General features: G+C 61.1%; 20 protein-coding genes. 8 read left to right on the top strand and 12 right to left on the bottom strand.

From position 1 onward, the window contains the following. Positions 1-171 precede the first annotated feature (171 nt). Both ET34_RS22725 and ET34_RS0120360 read right to left on the bottom strand, forming a co-directional pair. Positions 172-312 (bottom strand): hypothetical protein, encoded by a 141-nt coding sequence (locus ET34_RS22725; protein ID WP_160165459.1) that lies wholly within the window; start codon positions 310-312, stop codon positions 172-174. A gap of 43 nt (positions 313-355) precedes the next feature. Continuing rightward, positions 356-1,474: a PQQ-dependent sugar dehydrogenase gene (locus ET34_RS0120360; RefSeq protein WP_236633906.1), complete on the bottom strand. Its 1,119-nt coding sequence runs from the start codon at positions 1,472-1,474 to the stop codon at positions 356-358. A 175-nt stretch (positions 1,475-1,649) separates the two neighbouring features. On the opposite strand from ET34_RS0120360, the gene rimO reads away from it, so the two are divergent. Continuing rightward, positions 1,650-2,963 (top strand): 30S ribosomal protein S12 methylthiotransferase RimO, encoded by a 1,314-nt coding sequence (gene rimO / locus ET34_RS0120355; protein ID WP_031525123.1) that lies wholly within the window; start codon positions 1,650-1,652, stop codon positions 2,961-2,963. A gap of 71 nt (positions 2,964-3,034) precedes the next feature. On the opposite strand, the gene gsiD is transcribed toward rimO, so the two are convergent. The 5 genes from gsiD to ET34_RS0120330 all read right to left on the bottom strand — a co-directional run bounded on the left by gsiD (position 3,035) and on the right by ET34_RS0120330 (position 9,404). Then, positions 3,035-3,946, bottom strand: coding sequence for a glutathione ABC transporter permease GsiD (gene gsiD, locus ET34_RS0120350; protein ID WP_031525121.1), 912 nt, complete (start codon positions 3,944-3,946; stop codon positions 3,035-3,037). A 2-nt stretch (positions 3,947-3,948) separates the two neighbouring features. Then, complete coding sequence (gsiC, locus tag ET34_RS0120345; RefSeq protein ID WP_031525120.1) at positions 3,949-4,869, bottom strand: glutathione ABC transporter permease GsiC; 921 nt, start codon at positions 4,867-4,869, stop codon at positions 3,949-3,951. A 143-nt stretch (positions 4,870-5,012) separates the two neighbouring features. Continuing rightward, complete coding sequence (gene gsiB / locus ET34_RS0120340) at positions 5,013-6,557, bottom strand: glutathione ABC transporter substrate-binding protein GsiB (protein WP_031525118.1); 1,545 nt, start codon at positions 6,555-6,557, stop codon at positions 5,013-5,015. A 33-nt stretch (positions 6,558-6,590) separates the two neighbouring features. Then, positions 6,591-8,456: a glutathione ABC transporter ATP-binding protein GsiA gene (gsiA, locus tag ET34_RS0120335; protein ID WP_031525116.1), complete on the bottom strand. Its 1,866-nt coding sequence runs from the start codon at positions 8,454-8,456 to the stop codon at positions 6,591-6,593. A 9-nt stretch (positions 8,457-8,465) separates the two neighbouring features. Continuing rightward, positions 8,466-9,404 (bottom strand): isoaspartyl peptidase/L-asparaginase, encoded by a 939-nt coding sequence (locus tag ET34_RS0120330; protein WP_031525115.1) that lies wholly within the window; start codon positions 9,402-9,404, stop codon positions 8,466-8,468. 205 nt (positions 9,405-9,609) lie between these two features. Between ET34_RS0120330 and moeA the strand changes: the two genes are divergently transcribed. The 4 genes from moeA to ET34_RS0120310 all read left to right on the top strand — a co-directional run bounded on the left by moeA (position 9,610) and on the right by ET34_RS0120310 (position 14,023). Beyond that, the gene (gene moeA, locus ET34_RS0120325; protein WP_031525113.1) at positions 9,610-10,839 is read left to right on the top strand and encodes a molybdopterin molybdotransferase MoeA; all 1,230 of its coding nucleotides are present in this window, start codon (positions 9,610-9,612) and stop codon (positions 10,837-10,839) included. Position 10,840: 1 nt separating this feature from the next. After that, entirely contained in the window at positions 10,841-11,596 is a 756-nt protein-coding gene (moeB, locus tag ET34_RS0120320; RefSeq protein WP_031525112.1) for a molybdopterin-synthase adenylyltransferase MoeB, read from the top strand. Positions 11,597-11,788: 192 nt separating this feature from the next. Then, positions 11,789-12,604 carry a Cof-type HAD-IIB family hydrolase gene (locus ET34_RS0120315; protein ID WP_031525111.1) on the top strand — a complete coding sequence of 272 codons (816 nt, stop codon included), beginning with the start codon at positions 11,789-11,791 and terminating at the stop codon, positions 12,602-12,604. Between the two features lie 153 nt (positions 12,605-12,757). Next, on the top strand, positions 12,758-14,023 hold the full coding sequence (locus tag ET34_RS0120310) for a DUF1479 domain-containing protein (protein WP_031525110.1): 1,266 nt from the start codon (positions 12,758-12,760) through the stop codon (positions 14,021-14,023). Positions 14,024-14,028: 5 nt separating this feature from the next. On the opposite strand, the gene ET34_RS0120305 is transcribed toward ET34_RS0120310, so the two are convergent. Beyond that, positions 14,029-15,099 carry a LacI family DNA-binding transcriptional regulator gene (locus ET34_RS0120305; RefSeq protein WP_031525109.1) on the bottom strand — a complete coding sequence of 357 codons (1,071 nt, stop codon included), beginning with the start codon at positions 15,097-15,099 and terminating at the stop codon, positions 14,029-14,031. Positions 15,100-15,410: 311 nt separating this feature from the next. Between ET34_RS0120305 and ET34_RS0120300 the strand changes: the two genes are divergently transcribed. Both ET34_RS0120300 and ET34_RS0120295 read left to right on the top strand, forming a co-directional pair. Beyond that, positions 15,411-16,712 carry an MFS transporter gene (locus ET34_RS0120300; RefSeq protein WP_031525108.1) on the top strand — a complete coding sequence of 434 codons (1,302 nt, stop codon included), beginning with the start codon at positions 15,411-15,413 and terminating at the stop codon, positions 16,710-16,712. 15 nt (positions 16,713-16,727) lie between these two features. Next, positions 16,728-19,091: a glycoside hydrolase family 31 protein gene (locus ET34_RS0120295; protein WP_031525106.1), complete on the top strand. Its 2,364-nt coding sequence runs from the start codon at positions 16,728-16,730 to the stop codon at positions 19,089-19,091. Between the two features lie 222 nt (positions 19,092-19,313). Here the strand turns inward: ET34_RS0120295 and ET34_RS0120285 are convergent, their stop codons facing one another. Then, positions 19,314-20,909, bottom strand: a complete 1,596-nt coding sequence (locus tag ET34_RS0120285; protein WP_031525105.1) for an ABC-F family ATPase — start codon at positions 20,907-20,909, stop codon at positions 19,314-19,316. Positions 20,910-21,142: 233 nt separating this feature from the next. Between ET34_RS0120285 and ldtB the strand changes: the two genes are divergently transcribed. Beyond that, positions 21,143-22,063, top strand: a complete 921-nt coding sequence (ldtB, locus tag ET34_RS0120280; protein WP_031525103.1) for a L,D-transpeptidase — start codon at positions 21,143-21,145, stop codon at positions 22,061-22,063. 79 nt (positions 22,064-22,142) lie between these two features. Here the strand turns inward: ldtB and ET34_RS0120275 are convergent, their stop codons facing one another. Genes ET34_RS0120275 through ET34_RS0120265 form a run of 3 tightly spaced genes read right to left on the bottom strand, consistent with a single transcriptional unit; the run spans position 22,143 to position 26,332 of the window. Beyond that, positions 22,143-23,666, bottom strand: coding sequence for an efflux transporter outer membrane subunit (locus ET34_RS0120275; RefSeq protein WP_031525101.1), 1,524 nt, complete (start codon positions 23,664-23,666; stop codon positions 22,143-22,145). Then, positions 23,667-25,238 carry a DHA2 family efflux MFS transporter permease subunit gene (locus ET34_RS0120270; RefSeq protein WP_031525099.1) on the bottom strand — a complete coding sequence of 524 codons (1,572 nt, stop codon included), beginning with the start codon at positions 25,236-25,238 and terminating at the stop codon, positions 23,667-23,669. Then, the gene (locus ET34_RS0120265; protein ID WP_031525098.1) at positions 25,235-26,332 is read right to left on the bottom strand and encodes an HlyD family secretion protein; all 1,098 of its coding nucleotides are present in this window, start codon (positions 26,330-26,332) and stop codon (positions 25,235-25,237) included. Before ET34_RS0120265 ends, ET34_RS0120270 begins: the two co-directional genes overlap by 4 nt. Positions 26,333-26,410: the final 78 nt, after the last annotated feature.

The following is a 26,410-nucleotide window of genomic DNA, read 5'->3' as shown; positions in this document are numbered from 1 at the left end:
CACTAAAACCGGCCCTGCGGGCTACCCTTGTCTCCGGCGTTTCGCTTCCGGTCGGGCGCGACACCCCATCCCGGGGCTCGCGCCCTCTGGCGGTTCCCGACCGCCAGCCCGGACTCAACGCCTGCGCCGCGGCGGTTTTGATGCCGGATGGGGCGATTCCTCTGGCATGGGTTATTTGGTTTTGTGGTGGGTGCGCAGGCTTACCCACCCTACTGGAAATGACGCGGCGGTTTTGATGCCGGACGGGGCCATCCCTCCGGCATCGTGGGATTTATTTTTATGGTGGGTGCGCAGGCTTACCCACCCTACCACTGCTGCCATCCCGTAGGGTGGGTAAACGGAGTGCACCCACCTTTTACTGCGGGCTGACCCGCAGCAGTTCGCCGTCGGACTCGTCGGTTAACACGTACAGGTAGCCGTCCGGGCCAACGCGCACGTCGCGAATACGCTGGCCGCGATCGTCGAGAATGCGCCCATCCTCGGTAACCTTATTGCCATTCACCGTCATCTGAATCACGTTCTTATCCTTGAGCGCGCCGATAAACAGCTTATTTTTCCACTGTGGGAAGCGGTCCGCATTGTAGAACGCCATGCCGCTCACCGCCGGAGAGTGCTTCCAGTAATAAACCGGCTGCTCGGTTCCGGCGACGATCTCCCCTTTCGCTTCGGGAATAGCGAACCCGCTGTAGTTGATGCCCCAGGTCGCGATCGGCCAGCCGTAGTTTTTCCCCTTCTCCGGAATGTTGATCTCATCCCCGCCGCGCGGCCCATGCTCGTTGAGCCACAGCGCATTGCTCCACGGGTTCATCGCCATCCCCTGCGGATTACGAATGCCGTACGACCAGATCTCCGGCCGGTGATTCGCCTTGCCCACATAAGGGTTGTCGTCGGGAATGCCGCCCGCGTCGGTCAGGCGCACCAGTTTACCCTGCAGTTTATCCAGCTCCTGCGCGGTGGGCCGCTGGTTGTTCTCACCCAGCGCAATATAGAGGTAGCCTTTGCCGTCAAACACCATACGGCCGCCGAAGTGGTTGCCGGTCGAGAGCTTCGGTTGCTGGCGGAACATCACCTTAAAATCCTCCAGCCGGGAGAGATCGTCACTGAGTCGCCCCACCCCGGCGGCAGTTCCCGCCTTGCCGTCGGCATCCGCCTCGGAGAAGCTGAGCCACACCTTACGGCTCTGGGCAAAATCCGGGGCCAGCACCACATCCAGCAGGCCGCCCTGGCCGTTGGCCCACACGGTCGGCACGCCGCTAATCGGGTCAGATAAGCCTTTGCCCGCCTGCCAGTGGCGCAGCTGGCCGCCGCGCAGGGTGATCAGCATTCCTTTATCTTCAGGCAAAAATGCCAGCGACCAGGGGTAATCAAGTTTGGTTTGCAGCACTTCAACCTTCTCTCCGGCGGCGCTGGCCTGCCAGGTCAGGGTGAGCAGCAGCGTGGAAAGCAGTAAACGGCGGGCGGGGATCGGCATCATAGTCTCCTTTGCGATATCACCCGATAAGGGTAGCCAGCCAGCCGGGAGAGAGAACAATTTTTACACAATCTTAATCTTAGCCGCCGGGGCCATTAACCATCAGTGGAGCCTTGTGCTAAACCCGTGTAGAATCTGCCGGTTTTTTCTTTTCTGTTTACTTTGTGAGCGTATAAGCATGCAACAACCGCGAATTGGGTTTGTCTCCCTCGGCTGCCCGAAAAACCTCGTCGACTCCGAGCGCATCCTGACGGAACTGCGCACCGAAGGCTATGACGTGGTGCCCCGCTACGACGATGCCGACATGGTGATCGTTAACACCTGCGGCTTTATCGACAGCGCGGTGCAGGAGTCGCTGGAAGCCATCGGCGAAGCGTTGAATGAAAACGGCAAGGTGATTGTGACCGGCTGCCTGGGTGCTAAAGAAGATCAAATTCGCGAAGTGCATCCTAAAGTGCTGGAGATCACCGGGCCGCACAGCTACGAACAGGTGCTCAAACACGTGCATCACTACGTGCCGAAGCCGCAGCACAACCCGTTCCTGAGCCTGGTGCCGGAACAGGGCGTGAAGCTGACGCCGCGTCATTACGCCTACCTGAAAATCTCTGAAGGCTGTAACCACCGCTGCACCTTCTGCATCATCCCGTCGATGCGCGGCGATCTCGACAGCCGTCCGATTGGCGACGTACTGGCCGAAGCCAAACGTCTGGTAGAAGCTGGCGTAAAAGAGCTGCTGGTGATCTCCCAGGATACCTCCGCCTACGGCGTGGACGTGAAGCACCGCACCGGCTTCTGGAACGGCGCGCCGGTGAAAACCAGCATGGTCAGCCTGTGTGAGCAGCTGGCGAAGCTCGGCGTCTGGGTGCGTCTGCACTACGTTTACCCTTACCCGCACGTGGATGACGTGATCCCGCTGATGGCGGAAGGCAAAATCCTGCCCTACCTCGACATCCCGCTGCAGCACGCCAGCCCGCGCATCCTGAAGCTGATGAAGCGTCCTGGCTCCGTTGACCGCCAGCTGGCGCGCATCAAGCAGTGGCGTGAGGTGTGCCCGGAACTGACCCTGCGTTCCACCTTTATCGTCGGTTTCCCCGGTGAAACCGAGGAAGATTTCCAGATGCTGCTCGACTTCCTGAAGGAAGCGCGTCTGGATCGCGTGGGCTGCTTCAAGTACAGCCCGGTGGAAGGCGCAGGTGCTAACGATCTGCCGGACCAGGTGCCGGAAGCGATCAAAGAGGAGCGCTGGAACCGCTTTATGCAGCTGCAGCAGCAGATCTCTGCTGAGCGCCTGCAGGAGAAAGTGGGCCGCGAGATCCTCGTCATCATCGATGAAGTGGACGAAGAAGGTGCCATTGGCCGCAGCATGGCCGATGCGCCGGAAATCGACGGCGCGGTCTATCTCAACGGTGAAACTAACGTTAAACCCGGCGACGTGGTGCGCGTGAAGGTTGAGAACGCCGACGAGTACGATCTGTGGGGCACGCGCGTATAAGCGTGTGAACCGGAAAAAGGCTGCCACTGGCAGCCTTTTTTATGGGTCGTATAAGCCCGCTCGGCGGAAAATTACCCTTTTATCTTCGGATCGAGTGCGTCACGCAGGCCATCGCCGAGCAGGTTAAACGCCAGTACGGTAAGGAAGATCGCCAGGCTCGGGAACAGGGCCACGTGCGGTGCCATCACCATATCGGCCCGCGCCTCGTTGAGCATCGCGCCCCACTCCGGCGTTGGCGGCTGTGCGCCGAGGCCAAGAAACGACAGGCTGGCGGCGGAGATGATCGAGGTGCCGATGCGCATGGTGAAGTAGACCACGATCGAGGAGACCGTACCCGGCAGAATATGCCGGAACAGGATGGTACGATCGGATGCCCCGATGCTGCGCGCCGACTCGATAAAGGTCTGGTGTTTCAGCACCAGCGTGTTGCCGCGCACCAGACGGGCAAAGGCGGGAATACTGAAGATCGCCACGGCGATAATCACGTTCGCCATGCCGCTGCCCATCACCGCCACCACCGCAATCGCCAGCAGGATGCCGGGAAAAGCAAACAGCACGTCGCAGATGCGCATAATGATGCGATCCCACCAGCCTTCGTAATAACCCGCCACCAGCCCCAGCACGGTGCCGATCAGCGCGCCAATCAGCACGGCAAACACCCCGGCCGCCAGCGAGATTTGTGCGCCGACCAGTACCCGGCTGAAAATATCCCGCCCCAGCGAATCCACGCCAAACCAGTGCATCAGCGACGGGCCTTCATTCAGCCGGTCATAGTCGAAGTAGTTGGCAACATCATAGGGCACAATCCAGGGCGCGACGATCGCCACCAGAATCAGTATCAGCACAAACGCGCCAGCAACCAGCGCGGTCGGTTGACGTTTGAGCCGCCGCCAGAACTCCCGTCCTGGGGTGCGCACGCTGTCGGGGCGCAGGCCGGGCATCGCGTTGAGGATCGCCTGTCGACGCCAGTTAAAAAGTCGCATCCTTATTTGTACCTGATAGCCGGGTTAATGGCGGCGTAGAGCACGTCCACCACTAAGTTGATAAGTATAAACTCCAGCGAAAACAGCAGGACTTCTGCCTGAATCACCGGATAGTCGCGCATCTCTACCGAGGCCACCAGCAGACGCCCCAGCCCCGGCCAGTTGAACACCTGTTCGACGATAATCGAGCCGCCGAGCAGAAAGCCGAACTGCAACCCCATCATAGTGACGACCGGGATCATGGCGTTGCGCAGCCCGTGCCTGAGGATCACCCAGCGCTCGCTCAGCCCTTTGGCGCGCGCGGTGCGCATGTAATCTTCGCTCAGCACGTCAACAAACGAGGCGCGGGTAAAACGCGCCATCACCGCGGCCACCCCCGCACCCAGCGTCAGCGACGGCAGAATGTAGTGCTGCCAGCTGTCGGCGCCTACCGTGGGCAGCCAGCCGAGCTGCACCGAAAACACCTGCATCAGCAGCATCCCGAGGGCAAACGCCGGGAAGGAGATCCCGGTGACCGCCACCGTCATGCTCAGCCGATCCGGCCAGCGGTTGCGCCAGACGGCGGCGATAATGCCGGTGATAAGACCAAACAGCATCGCCCATGCCATGCTGGTCAGCGTCAGCCACAGAGTAGGCATAAAGCGGCTGGCGATCTCCTCGGATACCGGACGGCGCGACACCATCGAAAGGCCGAAGTCGCCCTGCAGTACCGAGGTCATGTAGTGCCAGAACTGATACCACAGCGGCTGATCCAGCCCCAGCTGCTGGCGTACCAGTGCAATCACTTCTGCGTCCGCTTCCGGCCCGGCAATCAGCCGCGCCGGATCGCCGGGCAGCATATGAACAAATAAAAATACCAGCACCATCACGATGAACAGCGTCGGTATTAGCCCCAACAGGCGCTTTATGACGTAATTAACCATGCATAACCTTTGTTGCGCCTCGTGTTTACCGGTCATGGCGGGTGCGCGATGCTTACCCGCCCTACGGGGTTATGTTTTACCTGTGGTCGTGGGATTTTCCGGAGTGGGTACGCGAAGCGCACCCGCCGGCGATCATCCAGCCGCTATTTCAGATCCGCATCCTCGAAGCTGAACCCGGTATCCGGCATCACGTAAAACCCGGTGAGGTTTTTGCTGTGCGCAGACACCAGTTTCTCCACCACCAGCGGCGCCCAGGGCGCTTCTTTCCAGATGGTATCCTGCGCATCCTTATACAGCTTCGCCTTGTCGGCGTCGTTAGTGGTTTTCAGCGCGTTCGCCAGATCCGCATCCACCTGTTTGTTGCTGTAGAAGGCGGTGTTGAACAGCGTCGGCGGCCAGTTCTGGGAGGCAAACAGCGGTGACAGTGCCCAGTCAGCTTCGCCGGTGGAGGCGGTCCAGCCGGTATAGAACATCCGCACGCCGCTCTCTTTCTGCCCCTTGCCTTCAACTTCCGCCGCGCGCTGGCCGGCATCCATCGCCGTGATCTGCACCTTAATGCCCACCTGCGCCAGCTGCTGCTGGGTGAACTGCAACACCTTCTGCGCCGTGCTGTGGTTGTGGGAGGACCAGAGCGTGGTGGTAAAGCCGTTCGGGTAACCTGCCTCTTTCAGCAGCTCGCGCGCTTTTGCCGGATCGTAAGGCCAGGGCTGGTAACGCTGCGACCAGGCGATAGCCGGCGGCAATACGCCGGTGGCCGGGGTGGCATAGCCGGAGAACGCGACCTTCACCAGCGCCTGGCGGTTAATCGCATAGTTGATGGCCTCGCGCACCTTCGGGTTATCAAACGGCTTCTGGGTGACGTTCATGCTGATATAGCGCTGCATGATGGACGGGCTGGCCACCAGCGCCAGCTTGTCGTTTTTCTCCAGCCGCGGTGCCTGTTCGTAAGGAATCGGATAGGCGAAGTTCGCCTCGCCGGTTTGCAGCATCGCGGCGCGGGTATTGTTGTCCACGACCGGACGCCAGGTAATGGTGTCGAGCTTCGGCAGCCCCTGCTGCCAGTAGCCGGCAAACTTTTTCACCTTCACAAAGTCAGTCTGATTCCAGGTCACCAGCTCATACGGGCCGGTGCCCACCGGATGGAAACCGATCTCTTTCTTGAAATCCTTCAGCGCTTTCGGCGAGATCATCGCCGTTGCCGGATGGGCGAGAATATTGATGAAAGCGGAGAACGGCTGCTTCAGCACGATATTCACCGTGTGGTCGTCCACTACCTCGGTTTTGCTGATGTTTTTGTACAGATTGTAACGCTTGAGGCGGTTGTCCGGATTGCTGGCGCGATCGAGGTTCACCTTGACCGCCTGCGCGTTAAAGTCGGTGCCATCCTGGAATTTCACCCCTTTACGCAGGGCGATGGTCCAGGTCAGCCCGTCATCGGACACCTTATAGCTCTCCGCCAGCACATTTTTCAGTTTCATGTCCTTATCAAGGCCAAACAGCCCCTGATAGAACGACTTTGCCACCGCCTGCGAAAGGGTATCGTTGGCATCATAGGGATCGAGCGTGGTGAAGTTAGATCCCACCGCCACCACGACATCTTTGGCCGCCAGGGCCGGGGTGGCGCAGAGCATAGCAGCGAAGCCAAGCCCCAGTGCTGCTGCCAGCGTAGGCATTTTTTGTTGTGTCATTATTTTCTCCTGAGTGTCCCTGTCTGTAATTGTTTAATAAGGGCTTTGTCGCACACCGACGGGATGCCGCGCCACGAAGTGGCCGGGGCCAACGGCCACCAGCGGTAACACCTCTGGCTCCTCCCCCACCTTGCGCGTTGCGCTGGGTATCTCGTCGGAGAGCAATACTGGTTTGGTGCGACGGTGCGCCGGGTCTGCCACCGGTACGGCAGCCATCAGCTTGCGGGTATAGGGGTGCTGCGGATTCTCGAACACCGCCTGACGCGGGCCGATCTCCACAATTTGCCCCAGATACATCACCGCCACGCGGTGGCTGATGCGCTCCACCACCGCCATGTCATGGGAAATAAACAGAAACGCGATGCCAAACTCCTGCTGCAGGTCGAGCAGCAGGTTGATGATCTGGGCGCGAATCGAAACGTCGAGGGCGGAGACCGATTCGTCGGCAATCACCACCTGCGGATTGAGTGCCAGCGCGCGGGCAATGCAGATACGCTGGCGCTGGCCGCCGGAAAACTCGTGCGGATAGCGCCAGGCGTGCTCCGGCTTTAAACCTACGCGCTCCAGCAGCCAGGCAACGCGGCGCTTCGCCCCGGCCTCGTCCAGCACGCCGTGCACCAGCAGCGGCTCCATAATGGAGTACCCCACCGTCAGGCGCGGATCGAGCGATGCCCAGGGGTCCTGGAAGATAAACTGAATATCGCGCCGCACCGCCTGCATTCTGGCCCCCTTGAGGGTGTCGATGCGTTCGCCTTTGAAGGTGATGCTCCCGCCCTGAATATCCACCAGCCGCAGCAGCGAGCGGCCAATGGTGGATTTTCCGCAGCCGGACTCCCCGACCAGCGACAGCGTCTCGCCAGGCCAGAGATCGAAGCTGACCTTTTCTACCGCATGAACTTCACTGGTCACGCGGTTCAAAATCCCACTGCGAATGGGGTAGCGGGTCACCAGGTCGCGCACTTCGAGGATCGGGCCGGCATCATCGATGACCGTATTGCGGCTCGGCTCCGGGATACTCTCCCCCGCCGTCGGCACCGGAAACTTGCGCGGCGCGGCGCTGCCTTTCATCGCCCCGAGCCGCGGCACCGCGGCCAGCAGCGCGCGGGTGTAAGGGTGTTTTGGCGCGGCAAAAATCTCCTCCACCGTGCCGGTTTCTACCGCCTCGCCCTGGTACATCACCAGCACCCGGTCGGCCATATCCGCCACCACGCCCATATCGTGGGTGATAAACATCACCCCCATTGCCATCTCCTGCTGCAGCACGCGGATGAGGTGCAGGATCTGGGCCTGAATGGTGACGTCGAGCGCGGTCGTCGGCTCATCGGCAATCAGCACCGCCGGGCGGCACGACAGCGCCATCGCAATCATCACGCGCTGGCGCATGCCCCCGGAGAGCTGGTGCGGGAACTGCGACAGCATGCGTTCCGACTCCGGAATACGCACCAGGTCGAGCATGCGCCGGGCCTCTTTCATCGCCGCATCGCGGCTCAGCCCCTGGTGCAGGCGAATCGACTCGGCAATCTGCTCGCCCACTGGAAACACCGGATTCAGCGAGGTCATTGGCTCCTGAAAAATCATCGCCATGTCTGCGCCGCGCACGTCGCGCATCTGCTTGCGGTTCAGCCCGCGCAGATCGACCACCTGACCGCTGCGCCGACGCAGCAGCATCGCATCGCTGGAGACATCGCCACCGGACTGTTCAAGCAGGCGCATCAGCGACAGCGCGGTCACGGATTTTCCCGAGCCGGATTCGCCGACGATGGCCAGCGTTTCGCCGCGATGCAGCGTGAACGACACCCCACGAACCGCTTCGGTTATCTGCGCGTCATGCTGAAAACGCACCGCAAGATTGCGCACGTTCAGCACCTGGTCGTTGGGTAATTCCTGGTGTTCTGGCACCCGTGCTCCTTATTCCTGATAAATGCCGATGTTGGGCGCATCGCCCACGTAGCCGTAGCCACGGTACATACCTTCACTGTTGAACGGCAGCGCGACGTTGCCCTCGCGGTCGATGGCAATAACGCCGCCGCTGCCGCCCAGCGCCGGGATCTTGTCCATCACCACCCCGGCGCACGCCTCCTGCAGACTCATGCCGCCGTACTCCATCAGCGCGGCGATGTCGTAGGCGGCCAGCGTGCGCATAAACACTTCGCCGGTGCCGGTGCAGGAAACCGCCACGTTAGCGTTATTAGCGTAGCAGCCCGCGCCCACCAGCGGGGTATCGCCTACCCGACCCGGCAGCTTGTTGGTCATGCCGCCGGTTGAGGTCGCCGCGGCAAGATTACCCTCAACGTCCAGCGCCACAGCACCGACGGTTCCGAATTTACGATCCGGGTCGAGCGGCGCGTCATGATCCAGCACCACGCGGTCGCCCGCCTGGGCGCGTTCCAGCTGGTCGCGGCGCTCCGGCGTCGAGAACAGCGTGGGGTCCACCAGCGGCATGCCCTGCGCGGCGACAAAGGCATGCGCCCCCTCGCCGACCAGCAGCACGTGCGGGCTGTGCTCCATCACCAGCCGCGCTGCCAGCACCGGATTTTCAATGCGGCTGACGCCCGCTACCGCCCCGGCTCTCAGGGAGTAGCCGTCCATCACGCAGGCATCCAGCTCGTGGGTGCCGGCATGGGTAAACACCGCGCCTTTCCCGGCGTTAAACAGCGGACACTCTTCCAGCAGCCGCACTGCTTCCGTTACCGCATCCAGCGCGCTGCCACCGGCAGCGAGGATCGCCTGTCCGGCTTCCACCACCGCCGACAGGGCCGCGATATAGCGCTGCTCCTGCTCCGGCGTCATCTGCGCCCGGTTTATCGCCCCGGCACCGCCATGAATGGCAATCACTGCTTTTCCCATCGTTGCTCGCTCAGTGTGATGTAACCCGCGGCGGTTTTTCTATAAATATCATTACCGTGACCGCATTCTCATACGAATTTTGAATATAGAAAGATGTAAAAGTACTGTAAAGGCGTTCCCGCCCGTGAAGCTCAAATCGCTACCTACAGCCGGAGGGGGTTTTCTGCCATAATGTGCCCTTTGTCATTCCCCGCTGGAGCAACTCATGGAACAGACCGCAGGCCTTCTCCCCCTCGATATCGCCCTTAACCAGATGCTGTCCGGCCTCACGCCGGTAAGCGGAAGCGAAACGCTGCCGCTGGTGCAGGCGTTTGGCCGCGTGCTGGCCCGCAGCGTCACCTCGCCGCTTAACGTGCCGGGCTTTGATAATGCGGCGATGGATGGCTATGCGGTGCGCCTGAGCGATCTCGCCGCGCAAAACCCGCTGGCGGTGGCAGGCAAAGCCTTCGCCGGGCAGCCGTTCCACGGTGACTGGCCGGCCGGCACCTGCATCCGCATTATGACCGGCGCGCCGGTGCCCGAGGGCTGTGACGCGGTGGTGATGCAGGAAGAGACCACGGTGAGCGAAGCAGGCGTGCAGTTTACCGCTCCGGTGCGCGCCGGGCAGAACGTGCGCCTGCGCGGGGAAGATATTCGTGAAGGCGCGGTGGTCTTCGAGGCCGGGCAAACGCTGAGCGCGGCGGAGCTGCCGGTGCTGGCCTCGCTCGGCATTCCTGAAGTGGATGTGGTGCGCCGCCTGCGCGTGGCGGTGTTCTCCACCGGCGATGAGCTGGTGCTGCCGGGTCAGCCGCTCGGCAACGGGCAGATCTACGATACCAACCGCCTGGCGGTGCACGTGATGCTTGAACAGCTCGGCTGCGAGGTGCTCAACCTCGGTATTATTCCTGACTCCCCGGATGCGCTGCGTGCCGCCTTCATTGAGGCTGACCGCCAGGCCGACGTGGTGATCAGCTCCGGCGGCGTGTCGGTGGGGGAAGCGGACTACACCAAAACCATCCTCGAAGAGATGGGCGATATTCATTTCTGGAAGCTGGCGATCAAGCCGGGCAAGCCCTTTGCGTTTGGCCGCCTGCAAAACAGCTGGTTCTGCGGCCTGCCGGGCAACCCGGTGTCGGCAGCGCTGACGTTTTATCAGCTGGTGCGTCCGCTGCTCACCGCGTTACGCGGTGCGGAAAACGCAGCCCCGGTGCGCCTGCGCGCCCGCGCAGCCACGCGGCTGAAAAAATCCCCGGGCCGCCTCGACTTCCAGCGCGGCATCTACCGCCAGGATGAAAACGGCGTGCTGGAAGTGGTGACCACCGGCCATCAGGGTTCGCATATTTTTAGCTCCTTCAGCCAGGGCAACTGCTTTATCGTGCTGGAGCGCGAGCGCGGCAACGTCGAAGCCGGTGAGATGGTAGAGATCGAGCCGTTCAATGCCCTGTTTGGAGGCTGAGATGGAGCTGACCGACCAGGAGATGATGCGCTATAACCGCCAGATCGTGCTGCGCGGCTTCGACTTCGAGGGCCAGGAGGCGCTGAAAGCGGCGCGCGTGCTGGTGGTCGGTCTGGGTGGCCTGGGCTGTGCGGCCTCGGCCTATATGGCCGCAGCGGGCACCGGGGCGATGACGCTGCTGGATTTCGATACCGTGTCGGTGTCGAACCTGCAGCGGCAGATCCTGCACAGCGACGCTACGGTCGGACACGCGAAAGTGCAGTCGGCCCGCGAGGCGCTTGCCGCGTTGAACCCGCACTGCCACTTCACGACCCTTGATAGCTTACTCGACGACGAAGCTATCGCTGCGCTGGTGGCAGAGCACACCCTGGTGCTAGACTGCACCGATAACGTGGCGGTGCGTAACCAGCTCAACGCCGCCTGTTTTCGGGCGCGGGTGCCGCTGGTGTCCGGCGCGGCAATCCGCATGGAGGGGCAGATCATGGTCTTCACCTGGGCGGAGGGAACGCCCTGCTACCGCTGCCTGAGCCGTCTGTTTGGTGATGCCACGCTGAGCTGCGTCGAGGCTGGCGTCATGGCCCCGCTGGTGGGCGTCATCGGTTCGCTGCAGGCAATGGAAGCGATAAAAGTGATTGCCCATTACGGCACGCCGCCGCTGGGGAAAATCGTCATGTACGATGCCATGACCTGCCAGTTCCGCGAGATGGCGCTGCCGCGAAATCCGCAGTGTGATATTTGCGGCGACGCGGCGAAATAATGTTTCCTTCCCGGCTGATAATTGCGCTTCAGGATTTACCTGGAGCGTGATAATAACTCTCTTATTCCCCGCTTCTTTTTTATCCTCTTGATTAAGTTCAGATAATTTCTGCTTTTCCGCTTTACGCTTGTAATCGTAACGCTGCTCACTAGAATGTTTCGCATTGCCGTAATCTTTCCGGGAGTTTCAGATATGACTATTAAAGCTGTCGTCGTCGATATGGACGGAACCTTTCTTGATGACAACAAGCAGTACAACCGCGAGCGTTTTATGGCGCTGTATCAGCAGCTAAAAGCGCAGAATATTGAGTTCGTCGTCGCCAGCGGCAACCAGTATTACCAGCTGATCTCCTTCTTCCCGACGCTGAAAGATGACATCTCCTTCGTAGCCGAAAACGGCGCGCTGGTGTACGAGCACGGCAAGGAAATTTTCCACGGCGAGCTGACGAAGAACGAAGCGCGCACCGTGCTCGGCGAACTGAGCAGCGATCCGACGCTGAAGTTTGTCGCCTGCGGCCTGAAGAGCGCGTACATCAGCGACAGCGCCCCGGCGGCGTTGGTGGAGCTGATGTCGAAGCACTATCACCGCCTGCAGCCGGTGAAGGACTACAGCGAGATCGACGACACGCTGTTTAAGTTCTCGCTGAACCTGAGCGACGAGGCGATCCCGCAGCTTATTGATGTGCTGCATGAACGTCTGGACGGCATCATGAAGCCGGTAACCAGCGGCTACGGCTTTGTGGATTTGATCATCCCCGGTCTGCACAAGGCCAGCGGCCTGGGCCGTCTGCTGCAACGCTGGGGCATCTCGCCGCAGGAGTGCGTGGCCATCGGCGACAGCGCCAACGATGTGGAGATGCTGGAGCTGGTGAAATGGTCCTTCGCGATGGGCAATGCCTCCCCGGCGGTGCGTCAGGTGGCGCGTTTCCAGACCGACAGCAACAATAACGAAGGCGTGCTCAACGTCATGGAAGCGGTGCTGAACCGCAGCGCGCCGTTCGACCAGTAATTACCTTTTCACGCCGAAGCGTCCGCTTCGGCCTCCTCTCTTTTCATATTTGTGCGCTCGTGCAGTTTTTTAAACTTGCATTAACCAATCATTAACTTAAATTGTCATGTGTAATCACAATTACTTTCGAATGAAAGTTACAGCGAGGTTGCCATGCCCTTTACTTTCGAACACGCCACCCTTCCTGCCGACCACCACGCCGCTATCCGTCAGATGAAGCGCGAGCTGCGCGCTCACATCGGCGATGTGCAGGCCGTATGGGACCGGCTCAGCGATCGTCTCGCCTCGCGCGTGGCGGAGATCAAACAGCGTCAGGCCCAGGGCGATCCCATCTGGCCGGTTATTCCTTATGCCCAGTTACAGGCGGGCAGCATCACGCCGGCGCAGATCGCCGACATCAAAAAGCACGGCTGCGCGGTGATCAAAGGCCACTTCCCGCGCGACGAGGCGCTGGCGTGGGATCAGTCGATGCTCGACTACCTGGCGAAAAACGATTTTGACGCGCAGTACCGCGGGCCGGGCGACAGCTTCTTTGGCACGCTGGAAGCCTCGCGCCCGGAGATCTACCCCATTTACTGGTCAAAAGCGCAGATGGAGGCCCGCCAGAGCGATCGCATGGCGACGGTACAGTCGTTTTTGAACCGGCTGTGGCGCTTCGAGGACGGCGATACCCGCTGGTTTGACCCGGACGTCAGCGTTATCTATCCGGACCGTATCCGCCGCCGCCCGCCGGGCACCACCTCGAAAGGTCTTGGGGCGCACACCGACTCCGGGGCGCTGGAGCGCTGGCTGCTCCCGGCTTATCAGCAGGTGTTCCGCCACGTCTTCAGCGGCGACATTGACCGCTACGACCCGTGGGACGCCGCACACCGCACCGACGTGGATGAGTACAGCGTGGACAACACCACCAAATGCTCGGTATTTCGTACCTTCCAGGGTTGGACCGCGCTGTCGGATATGCTGCCGGGTCAGGGACTGCTGCACGTTATTCCCATCCCGGAAGCGATGGCGATGATCCTGCTGCGCCCGCTGCTGGACGACGTGCCGGAAGAGGAGCTGTGCGGCGTCGCGCCAGGGCGCGTGCTGCCGGTGTCGGAGAAGTGGCACCCGCTTCTGATGGAGGCGCTGACGTCAATTCCGGCGCTGGAAGCGGGTGATTCAGTATGGTGGCACTGCGATGTGGTGCATGCGGTGGCACCGGTTGAGGATCAGCAGGGCTGGGGCAACGTGATGTATATCCCCGCCGCGCCGCTGTGTGCTAAAAATCTCGCTTACGCGAAGCAGGTAGAGCAGGCGCTGGCCGCCGGTCAGTCACCGGGCGACTTCCCGCGCGAGGACTACGAGGTGAACTGGCAGGATCGCTTTACCACTGCGGATCTGAACCACAACGGGCGGCGCAGTCTCGGCATGGAGAGCTGATTGCGCTAGTCGTAAAGCCCGTCGCCCTGCACCAGGGTGCGGGTTTTTCCCGGTCGGATACGCCGCACCGACTCGCGTACCACCAGCTTGCCATTGAGCAGCAGCGTGCCGGTCGGCGCATCCGGGCGAATCAGGCGCTGCTGCAGCATCTGCACCGCTTCAGTGCCCAGCTCGTCACGCGGCACCTGCAACGCCGTCAACGGTACATCGTGGATCGCCGCCAGGTTAAAACCGTCAATGCTCATCACCGACATATCCGCTGGCACGCGCAGGCCGTGCTTCTGCAACGCCGTCACCACTCCGGACGCCATAAAATCACCGCCCACCAGCATAGCGCTCGGCAGCTCGCGCGCCGGCGTCTGCTCCAGGTAGGTCCGCATCAGGGTTTCACTTTCGCTGGCGCTGAAGTTACGGGCCACCAGCAGGTGCTGATCGTCGCTGAACGGCATATTCGCCGCCTCCCACGCATCGCGGATCCCCGCCAGCCGCAGCTCCATGGTGTAACGCCGCAGGCACAGCAGGTTCAGCACCCGCTTGTGGCCCATCTCAAACAGGTAGCGGGCAGCAAACTCCCCCAACAGCCGGTGATCCGGGGCCACGCCGGACAGGCGCATCTTGCTGTCCCGGCAGTTGATCAGCACGCAGGGTTTGCCCAGATCCGCCGCCAGATCGTGAATGTGCGCATCATCAATGCCGATCAGGATCGCCGCCTGGGCCTGGGGATCGCTGATGCGCGTCAGAAACTGGTTGGCATCGCTGTCGTTCTCCTCCAGCGCGCAGTAGCGCAGCCGCACTTCGTGGGGGGCCAGCGCCTGATTGATGCTCTGGATAACGCGGTAGTAGAAGATGTCGGAGCGCTCATCAAACGCACGCTGCGGTGCGAACACCACCAGGCTGTTGAGCAGCAGCCGCCCTGCCGCCATGCCCTGCAGCACGCCGAGCTGTTCCGCACAGGCCATCACGCGCTGACGCGCCGCCTCGCTGGTATTGGCTTTGCCGGCCAGCACCCGGGAAACCGTGCTGATTGACAGGCCGGTTTGCGTCGCGATTTGCGCGATTTTTAGCTTTTTACTCATTCTGTGATCCATCTCCGTTTGTGAAATGAAAAAAATTTCACAGGGTGCGCAGGCAGTTTTAACGGGCAAGAGCACCATACTGCCATACCAGAATGGCGCTGCGATGAAAATTTTTGCATATTTTTCGCTACAGCCGTCTGCGGGCCTCGCCTACTCTCGGGTTGTCGGACAGCTTTACCCGTACCCTCCGGCAATTTTAACAATAACCCCCTTTATATCAGGGGGATGAAATCTCTCTGCTGCTGTCCCTGCTTTGCAGGTAGCAGGTTGTTATACCAATTAATCAATCAACCGGGATGTGGAGAAGCGTTATGAGTCAAGGCATTAACGAGGGCGTAAGCGCCAGTAAAACCCGGCGCGTGGTACGCCACCTGCGCTGGTGGGTGCTGTGCCTGTTTCTGATGGGCGTGACGGTGAACTACATCACCCGTAACTCGCTGGGGATCCTCGCCCCGGAACTGAAAACCAGCCTCGGCATCACCACCGAGCAGTATTCATGGATTGTCAGCGCGTTCCAGCTCGCCTATACCCTGTTCCAGCCCATCTGCGGCTGGCTGATCGACGTCATCGGCCTGAAGCTCGGGTTTATGATCTGCGCCACGCTGTGGGCGCTGATGTGCATTTTCCACGCCGGGGCCGGGAGCTGGATCCAGCTGGCGATCCTGCGCTTCTTTATGGGCAGCGCCGAGGCCGCCGCTACGCCTGCCAATGCCAAAACCATTGGCGAGTGGTTCCCGAAGAAGGAGCGTCCGGTCGCCGCGGGCTGGGCGGGCGTCGGTTTTTCCATTGGTGCCATGCTTGCGCCGCCGATTATCTACTTCGCCCACGCCTCCTTCGGCTGGCAGGGGGCGTTTATGTTTACCGGCGTGCTGGCGCTGGTCTGGGTGGTGCTGTGGTGGCTGTTTTACCAGTCGCCGGAGAAGCACCCTAACCTCAGCGCCGACGAACTGGCTTACATTCAGCAGGATAACGAGCCGCCGCCGGTGAAGCTCCCCTTCTTCACCGCCCTGAAAACCGTGGGTAAAAACAAACGCTTCTACGGCATCGCCATCCCGGCATTTATGGCGGAGCCGGCCTGGGCGGTGATGAGTTTCTGGGTGCCGCTCTATCTGGCGAAAGAGCACGGCATGGATCTCAAACAGATTGCCATGTTCGCCTGGCTGCCGTTCCTCGCCGCCGACCTGGGTTCCGTCGCCAGCGGCTACCTCACGAAGCTGTACGTGCGCCTTTTCGGCTGCACCCGCGTTAACTCCATCGTCGCCAGCTCGGTCACCGGCGCGTTTCTGATGGTGTCGCTGGCTATCGTGACCCTGACCCGCGACCCGTACATCACCATTGCACTGATCTCCATCGGCGGCTTCGGGCATCAGATCATCTCCTGCATGCTCAGCGCGCTGGTGGTGGAGTCATTCGATAAGGGCCAGATGGCGACGGTGAACGGCATGCGCGGCTCCTGCGCCTGGATCGCCAGCTTCCTGTTCTCGCTCATCATCGGCGTTACCGCCGATCAGATCGGCTTTAACCCGCTGTTTATCGCCATGGGGCTGTTTGACCTCATCGGTGCCGTTTTCCTGATTGCTTTTATTGCTGAACGCCGCGCCTCGCGCGCCTGACAAGGGACGAGTGGAATGAAAACCCTGAAGAACTGGACCACAGAACACACCGATGCGCACCGGGTGGTGCTTAACGTGGACGGGCAACACCAGCTCTGCCTCTACGTGCTGGAGCCAAACCTGTTTCGCGTACTGATTAAACGCAAAGGCGAACTGGCGCTGGATCGCACCTGGAGCATCGCCCCGGAGCAGGACGTCCCCTGGGAGGGACGCCCGCGCGAGGATCTCTCCGGCTTCAGCCTGCCGGCCTGGCAGCTGGAGCAGGAGGCGCACCAGCTGACGGTATCCACCGACCGCCTGCGCGTCACCATCCACCAGCCGCTGTGGCTGGAGTGGCACTACCGCAATGGCGCGGGCGAGTGGCAGCCGCTGGTCAGCGACCGTCCGACCAGCGCCTATCTGCTCAACGCCCACGGCGACGGGGTGGCGCACTACCAGCGCCGGGCGGCGGATGACCGCTACTACGGCCTCGGCGAAAAAGCCGGCCCGCTGCTGCGCAACGGCAAACGCTACGAGATGCGCAATCTGGATGCGATGGGCTACAACGCGTTCAGCACCGACCCGCTCTACAAACACATTCCCTTCACCCTGACGCGCCGCGACGCGGTGAGCTTCGGGCTGTTCTACGACAACCTCAGCAGCTGCTGGCTGGATCTCGGGAATGAGATCGACAACTACCATGCTCCCTACCGCCGCTGGCAGGCGGAAGCCGGGGATATTGATTACTACCTGTTTACCGGCGAGCGGGCACTCGACGTCACCAAAGCCTTTGTGCGGCTGACCGGGAAAACCCTGTTCGGCCCGAAGTGGAGCCTCGGCTACAGCGGCTCCACCATGCACTACACCGACGCGCCGGACGCCCAGGTGCAGCTCGGAAACTTTATCCGGCTGTGCCAGGAGCACGCTATCCCCTGCGATTCGTTCCAGCTCTCGTCCGGGTATACCTCCATCAACAATAAGCGCTACGTGTTCAACTGGAACTACGACAAGGTGCCGCAGCCGCAGCAGATGACCGCCGCGTTCCACGAGGCCGGGCTGAAGCTGGCGGCCAACATCAAGCCGTGCCTGCTGCACGATCACCCGCGCTATCAGGAAGTGGCGCAGCAGGGGCTGTTTATTCGTGATTCGGAGCGTGACGGGCCGGAGATCTCCAGCTTCTGGGACGATGAAGGATCGCACCTCGACTTCACCAATCCGGCAACCATCGCCTGGTGGCAGACCGGGGTTACCACGCAGCTGCTGGAGATGGGTATCGATTCCACCTGGAACGACAACAATGAGTATGAAGTCTGGGATGGCGAAGCGCGCTGTCACGGCTTCGGCACCCCGGTTGCCATCAAGCATATCCGGCCGGTGATGCCGCTGCTGATGATGCGCGCCTCGCTGGAAGCGCAGCAGCGTTTCGCGCCGGATAAACGTCCGTATCTGATTTCGCGCTCCGGCTGCGCCGGGATGCAGCGCTACGTCCAGACCTGGAGCGGCGACAACCGCACCAGCTGGCAGACCCTGCGCTACAACATCCAGATGGGGCTGGGGATGAGCCTGTCCGGGCTGTACAACGTCGGTCACGACGTCGGCGGTTTCTCCGGCGACAAGCCCGACGCCGAGCTGTTTGTGCGCTGGGTGCAGAACGGCGTGATGCATCCGCGCTTTACCATTCACTCGTGGAATGATGACCAGACGGTCAACGAACCGTGGATGTATCCGGCGGTGACCCCGGCGATCCGCAGCGCCATCGAGCTGCGCTATCGCCTGCTGCCCTACCTGTATACCCTGCTGTGGCAGGCGCACGCCGATGATGAGCCGATGCTGCGCCCGACCTTCCTCGACCACGAGCAGGATGCGCAGACCTTCGAGGAGTGCGATGACTTCATGCTGGGCCGCGACCTGCTGGTGGCGAGCGTGGTGGAGCCGGGCGCCCGCACGCGCCGCGTCTGGCTGCCGGACAACTCCAGCGGCTGGTACGACTTTTACACCGGGGCCTGGTACAGCGGCGGTCAGTGGGTGACGCTTGACGCGCCGCTGGAAACTCTGCCGCTGCTGGTGCGCGCCGGGGCCGGGCTGCCGCTCAGCGAGCGCCTCACCCATGTGAGCGCTGAACAGGACGATGCCCGCGAACTGAAGCTGTTCCCGGTGAAAGGCAACGGGTGCAGCAAAGGGCTGCTGTTTGAAGACGATGGCGAAAGCTGGGGCTATAAAGACGGCAACGCGCTGTGGGTGGAGTGGGAGATGCGGTGCACCGCCGATGCCATTCACCTGACAGTCTCCGCCACCGGCGATTACCGCCCGGCGTGGCAGGCGATGACGGTGTCATTACCGTCGGGGGAAACCCGCCGGCTGGTGATTAACGGCGAAGAAACCGACCGCTGGGTGCGGTAAGCCTGCGCACCCGCCGCTGCTGCATATCCAAAGGTGGGTGCGCTACGCTTACCCACCCTACATGCTGCTGCAAAAGTCCTCCAGGGCGGGTAAGCCTGCACACCCGCCGCTGCTGCGTATCCATAGGTGGGTGCGCTACGCTTACCCACCCTACATGCTGCTGCAAAAGAAAAAGGCGAGCCAGCGGCTCGCCTTTTTTGCATTGGGTCTGGACGGCGGGAATTAACCGTCGATGCCTTTGCTGCGCAGGTAATCTTCGTAGCCGCCGGAGAAGTCCACCACGCGCTGCGGGGTGATCTCAATGATGCGGGTCGCCAGCGAGCTGACGAACTCACGGTCGTGGGAGACGAAGATCAGGGTGCCCTGATAGTGCTCCAGCGCCATGTTCAGCGATTCGATGGATTCCATATCCAGGTGGTTGGTCGGCTCATCCATAACCAGAATATTCGGGCGCTCCATCATCAGCTTACCGAACAGCATACGACCCTTTTCACCACCGGACAGCACTTTGGCCGGCTTCTTGATGTCGTCCTGGCTGAACAGCAGACGTCCAAGGATGCTGCGCACCGCCTGCTCGTCATCGCCTTCCTGCTTCCACTGGCTCATCCAGTCGAATACCGTCAGGTCGTTTTCGAATTCGTATTCGTGATCCTGGGCGTAATAGCCAATACGCACGTTCTCAGACCACTTCACGGTGCCGCTGTCGGCGTCGAGATCGCCCACCAGGGTTTTCAGCAGTGTGGATTTACCGACGCCGTTGGTGCCGATAACCGCGACTTTCTCGCCCACTTCCACCAGCATGTTGACGTTTTTAAACAGCGGGCCGTCTTCGAAGCCTTTGGTGAGGGCTTCCACTTCCAGCGCGTTACGGAACAGCTTTTTGTCCTGTTCGAAGCGGATGAACGGGTTCTGACGGCTGGAGGCCTTCACCTCTTCCAGCTTGATCTTATCAATCTGGCGGGCGCGAGAGGTCGCCTGACGTGATTTCGATGCGTTAGCGCTGAAGCGGCTGACGAAGGACTGCAGATCGGCAATCTGCGCCTTTTTCTTGGCGTTATCGGCCAGCAGACGCTCGCGCGCCTGGGTGGCAGCGGTCATGTACTCGTCGTAGTTGCCCGGATACACGCGCAGCTCGCCGTAGTCGAGATCCGCCATGTGGGTGCAGACCATGTTCAGGAAGTGACGGTCGTGCGAGATGATGATCATGGTGCTGTCGCGCTCGTTCAGCACCTGCTCCAGCCAGCGAATGGTATCGATGTCCAGGTTGTTGGTCGGTTCGTCGAGCAGCAGAATTTCCGGGTTGGAGAACAGCGCCTGGGCCAGCAGCACACGCAGCTTCCAGCCGGGCGCCACTTCGCTCATCGGGCCGTAGTGCTGCTCAACCGGAATACCAACGCCAAGCAGCAGTTCACCGGCGCGGGCTTCGGCAGAGTAGCCGTCCATTTCGCCGTACTGCACTTCGAGATCGGCCACTTTATAGCCGTCCTCTTCGCTCATCTCGGCGAGGCCGTAAATGCGGTCGCGCTCCTGCTTCACTTCCCACAGCTCGCCGTGGCCCATGATCACGGTGTCGAGCACGGTGAAGGCTTCAAAGGCGAACTGATCCTGGCGCAGCTTACCGATACGCTCGTTAGGATCGAGGGAGACGTTGCCCAGCGTCGGCTCTAAATCGCCACCCAGGATCTTCATAAATGTGGATTTACCGCTGCCGTTGGCGCCAATCAGGCCGTAGCGGTTGCCGCCGCCAAACTTGACGGAAATGTTCTCGAACAGCGGCTTACTGCCGAACTGCATGGTGACGTTGCTGCTAACTAACACGGTATTGTCCTGGGTAGAAATGTGATAAACGGCGCATTATGCCATAATTAAGATTACAGATCGCCCCGAGATTCCCCTGGGCGGCGTCGGGCAATTAAAGAAGGAAAATTGTGATTTCATCCACATCTGAATTCCCTGCGCTCAGGAATGCACATATAATGCGCTCCCGGACTGTCACCCCCTTTACTCAACAACTGGTCTGTGTGGCACAGACACTGAATCTAAAAACATAAATGACTATGAAAATACGCGCTCTTTTACTGGCAGCATTTGCGGTGGTTGGTTTTTGCAAAACCGCCTCAGCCGTAACTTATCCCCTGCCGACAGATGGTAGCCGTCTGATAGGCCAGAACCAGGTGATCACCATTCCGGAAGGCGCGTCGCAGCCGCTGGAATACTACGCCGCTGAGTATCAGATGGGGCTGTCCAACATGATGGAAGCCAACCCGGGTGTGGACCCGTACCTGCCGAAGCCTGGCTCCATCCTCACCATTCCGCAGCAGCTGATCCTGCCGGATACCCCGCACGAAGGCATCGTGATCAACAGTGCTGAAATGCGCCTTTACTACTACCCGAAAGGCACCAACACGGTGATCGTGCTGCCTATCGGTATCGGCCAGCTCGGCAAAGACACGCCGATCAACTGGGTAACCAAGGTTGAGCGTAAGAAAGCTGGCCCGACCTGGACGCCGACCGCCAAGATGCACGCCGAATACGCGGCCGCGGGTGAACCGCTGCCAGCGGTGGTGCCAGCCGGTCCGGATAACCCGATGGGCCTGTACGCGCTCTACATTGGCCGCCTGTATGCTATTCACGGCACCAACGCCAACTTCGGTATCGGCCTGCGCGTGAGCCACGGCTGCGTGCGTCTGCGTAACGAAGACATCAAGTTCCTGTTCCAGAACGTACCGGTTGGTACTCGCGTGCAGTTTATCGATGAGCCGGTGAAAGCCACTACCGAGCCGGACGGCAGCCGCTATATCGAGGTGCATAACCCACTCTCTACCACCGAAGAGCAGTTCACCGGTAAAGAGATTGTGCCGGTCACCCTGACCAAAGCGGTGCAGACCATCACCGGTCAGACCGACGTCGATCAGAACGTGGTTGAGCAGGCGGTGCAGAACCGTTCCGGTATGCCGGTACGCCTGAACTAACCCTGGCTGGCGGCGCAGGTCGTCAGCAATAAAAACGGGCGGTGAGAAATCACCGCCCGTTTTTTTATGCCTGAAGAACTTACCCGCGCGGCGCGTCACCAAACACGCTGTAATCCGGCATGCGCACCTGCTGGTATGGCTCCCAGCCGCCGCCGAGCGCCTTATACAGCGCCACCAGATCGAGGCTGCTCTGCACCCGCGCCTGGGCGCGCTGCTGCTCTGCCTGCGAGAGCTGGCGCTGGGCGTCCAGCACGTCGATAAAGGTTGCCATGCCCTGCCGGTAGCTGTCGCTTGCGAGGTTGAACGCGGTTTGCAGCGCCTCGATGGTTTTATCCAGCCCCGCTTCACGCTGCTGGTCGGTGCGATAGCTGACCAGCGCGTTCTCCACATCGCCCAGCGCGGTCAGTACCGTCTGGCGATATTGCAGTACCGCCGCACCCTGCTGCGCCCGCGCCACTTTCACGCTGGAGACCAGCCGTCCGCCCTGGAAAATCGGGATCGACAGCTGGGGACCCACGCTATAGAAGTGGCTGCTCCAGTCATCCAGCCAGTCCACTTCGCTGTTGCGCATCCCAAACTGGCCGCGCAGCGTCAGATCCGGGAACAGCTGCGCCACCGACACGCCAATCTGAGCGGTGGCAGCGTGCAGGTTGGCTTCGGCTTCACGCACGTCCGGGCGACGGCGCGCCAGGGTGGCGGGAATACCGGTTGCGACGATATCCGGCAGTGTTGGCAGCGGCTGAACGCTGCGCAGTTCGCTGTCCAGTGCGCCAGGGGTTTTACCCAGCAGGATCGCCAGGCCGTTCATCGCCTGACGCTCCTGGGCCTGGTACTGCGGCAGCTGCGCTTCGAGATTGCCCAGCTGCGCCCGGGCATTTTCCACATCCAGCTGCGGCGACAGGCCGCCCTGCTGGCGGTTCTGTGTCAGTTCCAGCGTCTGCTGCGCCGACGCAATCTGGGCGCTGAGCGTCGCGATAATGCTTTGCGCCCCGCGCAGTTGCAGCCAGGCGCGGGCCACTTCCGCCTCCAGCGACACCAGCGCGTCGTTACGCTGCTCAATGGCGGCCTGGCGCTGGGCGTCGGCGGCTTCCACCTGACGCCGCACCTTGCCCCACAGATCCAGCTCCCACTGGGCATCAAAGCTGCCCTGATAGAGGTTAATCGGCTGGGTCAGCGGGCCGAGCGCGCCGCGCAGTTCAGGATCGACCTGGTCAAGCTGGTCATAAACATCATGAGATTCCAGCTCCCCTTTCAGGCCGAGCTGCTGGCGGTTGGCCTGCAGATTACCGTTCACCGCCGGGAAGAAAGCGCCCCGCGCCTGATTGATCTGCTCGCGTGCGCCCGCAATGCGCAGCACCGTCTGTTGCAACGACAGATTGCCAGCGATAGCGCGCTCGATCAGGCTGTTGAGCTGCGGTGAATTAAAGGTGGTCCACCAGCGCGGATTGATGGCGTCGCTGCGGGTGCGCGACGCGACGCCATTATCGGCGCTGTCGTGCCAGCTGCCCGGCGTCTGCGGTGCCGGGGGCTGGTAGTCAGGCCCGACGGCGCAGCCGGTAAGCAGCGCAATCAGGGTCAGCGTGGGCGTAAAGCTCCTCTTCATTTAGTGTGCTCCTGCGCTGCCTTCGCTCTTGACCGGCGAAAGCAGTAAACAAAACGGAATAAGGATGACCGCTACCAGGCTCAACAGCGTAAAGACATCCACGTAAGCCAGGAACCGCGACTGCTCGATCGTCGTCTGGTACATCTGCCCGGTAGCGATGCTGGTTGGGTCGCCCACCTGAGAGGTGAAGTCGCGGATCGCCTGCGCCGAGCTGCGAATCGCCTGCTGGAACTGCTCGTTAAACGGCGACGCGTGAGTACTCAGATAGGCGCTGTGCGCCTGGGAGCGTTCGGTGATGGCGGCGGTGGAGAGCGAGATGCCAATTGAGCCGGCGACGTTACGGAACATGGTAAACAGCGCCGAGGCGTCGGCGTTGAGCTGACGCGGGATAGTGATAAACGCGATGGTAGTCAGCGGCACGAACAGGAAACCGAGGCCGATGGACTGGGCGCTGCGGAACAGCACCAGGGTTTCAAAATCGATATCCGGCGTCAGGTTACGCGACCAGAAAAACGCCGCCGCCAGGCAGAAGAAGCCGAAGGCGATGATAAAGCGCGTCTGGACAATCGGCATCAGTTTCAGCACCAGCGGAATAGTCAGCACGATCAGCACCGCCCCCGGGGACAGCACCATCCCGGACCAGGTCGCGGTGTAGCCGAGATCCTGCTGCGCCAGCTGGGGGATCACCACCGAGCTGCCGTAGAGGATCATCGCCATGCCCGCCATCAACAGGCTGGAGACGGCAAAGTTTTTATCCTTCATGCAGCGCAGATCCACCACCGGCTTTCTGGCGTACAGCAGCCAGTAAATGGCGCCGATAATGCCGATCAGCGTCAGCACCGCGAACAGGCGGATGAAATTCGAGTAAAACCAGTCGTCATCCTCGCCGCGGTCGAGCATTACCTGCAGGCAGCCCAGCCCGAGGGCGATAAGCCCGATGCCGCTCCAGTCGATGGAGAGTTTTTCTTTTGATTTGCGCTCCCACGGCGGATCTTCCAGCAGCTGGTAGATCGCCAGTACCGTGACAATGCCCACCGGGATATTGATGAAAAACACCCAGCGCCAGGAGTAGTTATCAGTGATCCAGCCGCCTAACGTCGGGCCGAGCACCGGCGCAACGATAATGGCGATGGACGACAGACCAAACGCCTTGCCGCGATCTTCCGGTTTGAAGTAGTCGAGCAGTACCGACTGCTGCGTCGGCTGCAGCCCGCCGCCGAAAAAGCCCTGCAGGATGCGGAACAGGATCATCTGCCACAGCTCGGTGGCGATGCCGCACAGGAAGGAGCAGACGGTAAACATCACAATGCAGATCAAAAAGAACTGCTTGCGACCAAACACCCGGCTGAGAAAAGCGGAGATCGGCAGCACGATGCCGTTCGCCACCAGATAGCTGGTCAGTACCCAGGTGGATTCGTCGTAGCTTGAGGAGAGCGAACCCGCCACATGCGGCAGGGCAACGTTAACGATGGTGGTATCGAGGATCTCCATAAATACCGCGAGGGTGACCACAATGGCCACCGCCCACGGATTACTGGCAGGCTGCCAGTTTTCATGGTGCGCGTCGGTCATTCGAGCGTCACCTTAGGTTCAACAGACAGCCCCAGCGGCAACGGGCGGCTCTCATCCAGCCCCTTATCGATGACAATTTTCACCGGCACGCGCTGCACAATTTTCACGAAGTTGCCGGTGGCGTTTTCCGCCGGGAACGCGGAGAAGCGCGATCCGCTGCCCTGCTGGATGCTGTCGATGTGCCCGGACAGCTCCATGTCCGGCCAGGCATCGACCTTGATGCTCACCGGGTTGCCGGGCTTCATGCGCTCCAGCTGCGACTCCTTGAAGTTCGCCACCACCCATACCTGCGGTGAAACCAGCGAGAACAGCGCGCTGCCCGCCTGCACCAGGGTGCCGGGCTGCACGTTGCGCTTCGTGACGAAACCGTCAAACGGGGCGCGCACTTCGGTATACGAGAGATTCAGCTCGGCGGTCTCCAGCTGGGCCTGGGCCTGCTCAACCTGACGCTGACGCGCTTCGACGTTGGTCTCCTGCTGGCGGATTTGCAGCGGGATCTGGTCGGCGACCTCAAGCTGCGCTTTGGCGCTGGCGAGCTGGGCCTCGGCGCTGCGCAGCTGGGCGCTGGCGGTATCGATGTTTTGCTGCGTGGTGGCGCGCGGATCGACGCCGCGCTGGCGACGGTACTGCGCCTGGGCGTTGGCGTAATCCGCCTGGGCTTTCAGCACCTGCGCCCGGGCTTCATCGCGCTGGGCCGGGTACTGCACTTTAGACAGCGCCAGCTGGGCCTGCGCCTGATGCAGCTGCGCGGTGGCAAGGCCAAGCTGCGCCCGGGCCTGATCGCGCTGGGCGCTGGCATCACGCGGGTCGATGACCACCAGCAGATCGCCCTTCTTCACGCGCTGGTTGTCTTTCACCCGCAGGTCGGTGACGTAGCCCGCGACTTTCGGCGCCACGGTGACCACGTCGCCATCGGTGAAGGCGTCATCGGTGGTTTCTTCATTGCGGGTCATAAACCACCACACCACAGCGACGATAATCATCACCACCACGACCACACCTAAAATGATCAGCGGTTTTTTACCGGGGCGCTTACGGGCGCCCTGCTTGTTATTCTCCTGCTCGTTGTCAGGAGTGGAGTTATTTTCAGCCATAGATAAGCAACGTTCCTGTCAGATAACGGCGTCACAATGACACCGTTATCTAAAATTAGGACGTTGCTATACATTTGC

Source organism: Siccibacter colletis (assembly GCF_000696575.1).
In the GTDB taxonomy this organism is placed as follows: Bacteria; Pseudomonadota; Gammaproteobacteria; order Enterobacterales; family Enterobacteriaceae; genus Siccibacter; species Siccibacter colletis.
Note: the sequence above shows the minus strand (reverse complement) of the source record. Positions and strands in the feature narration are given on the sequence as shown.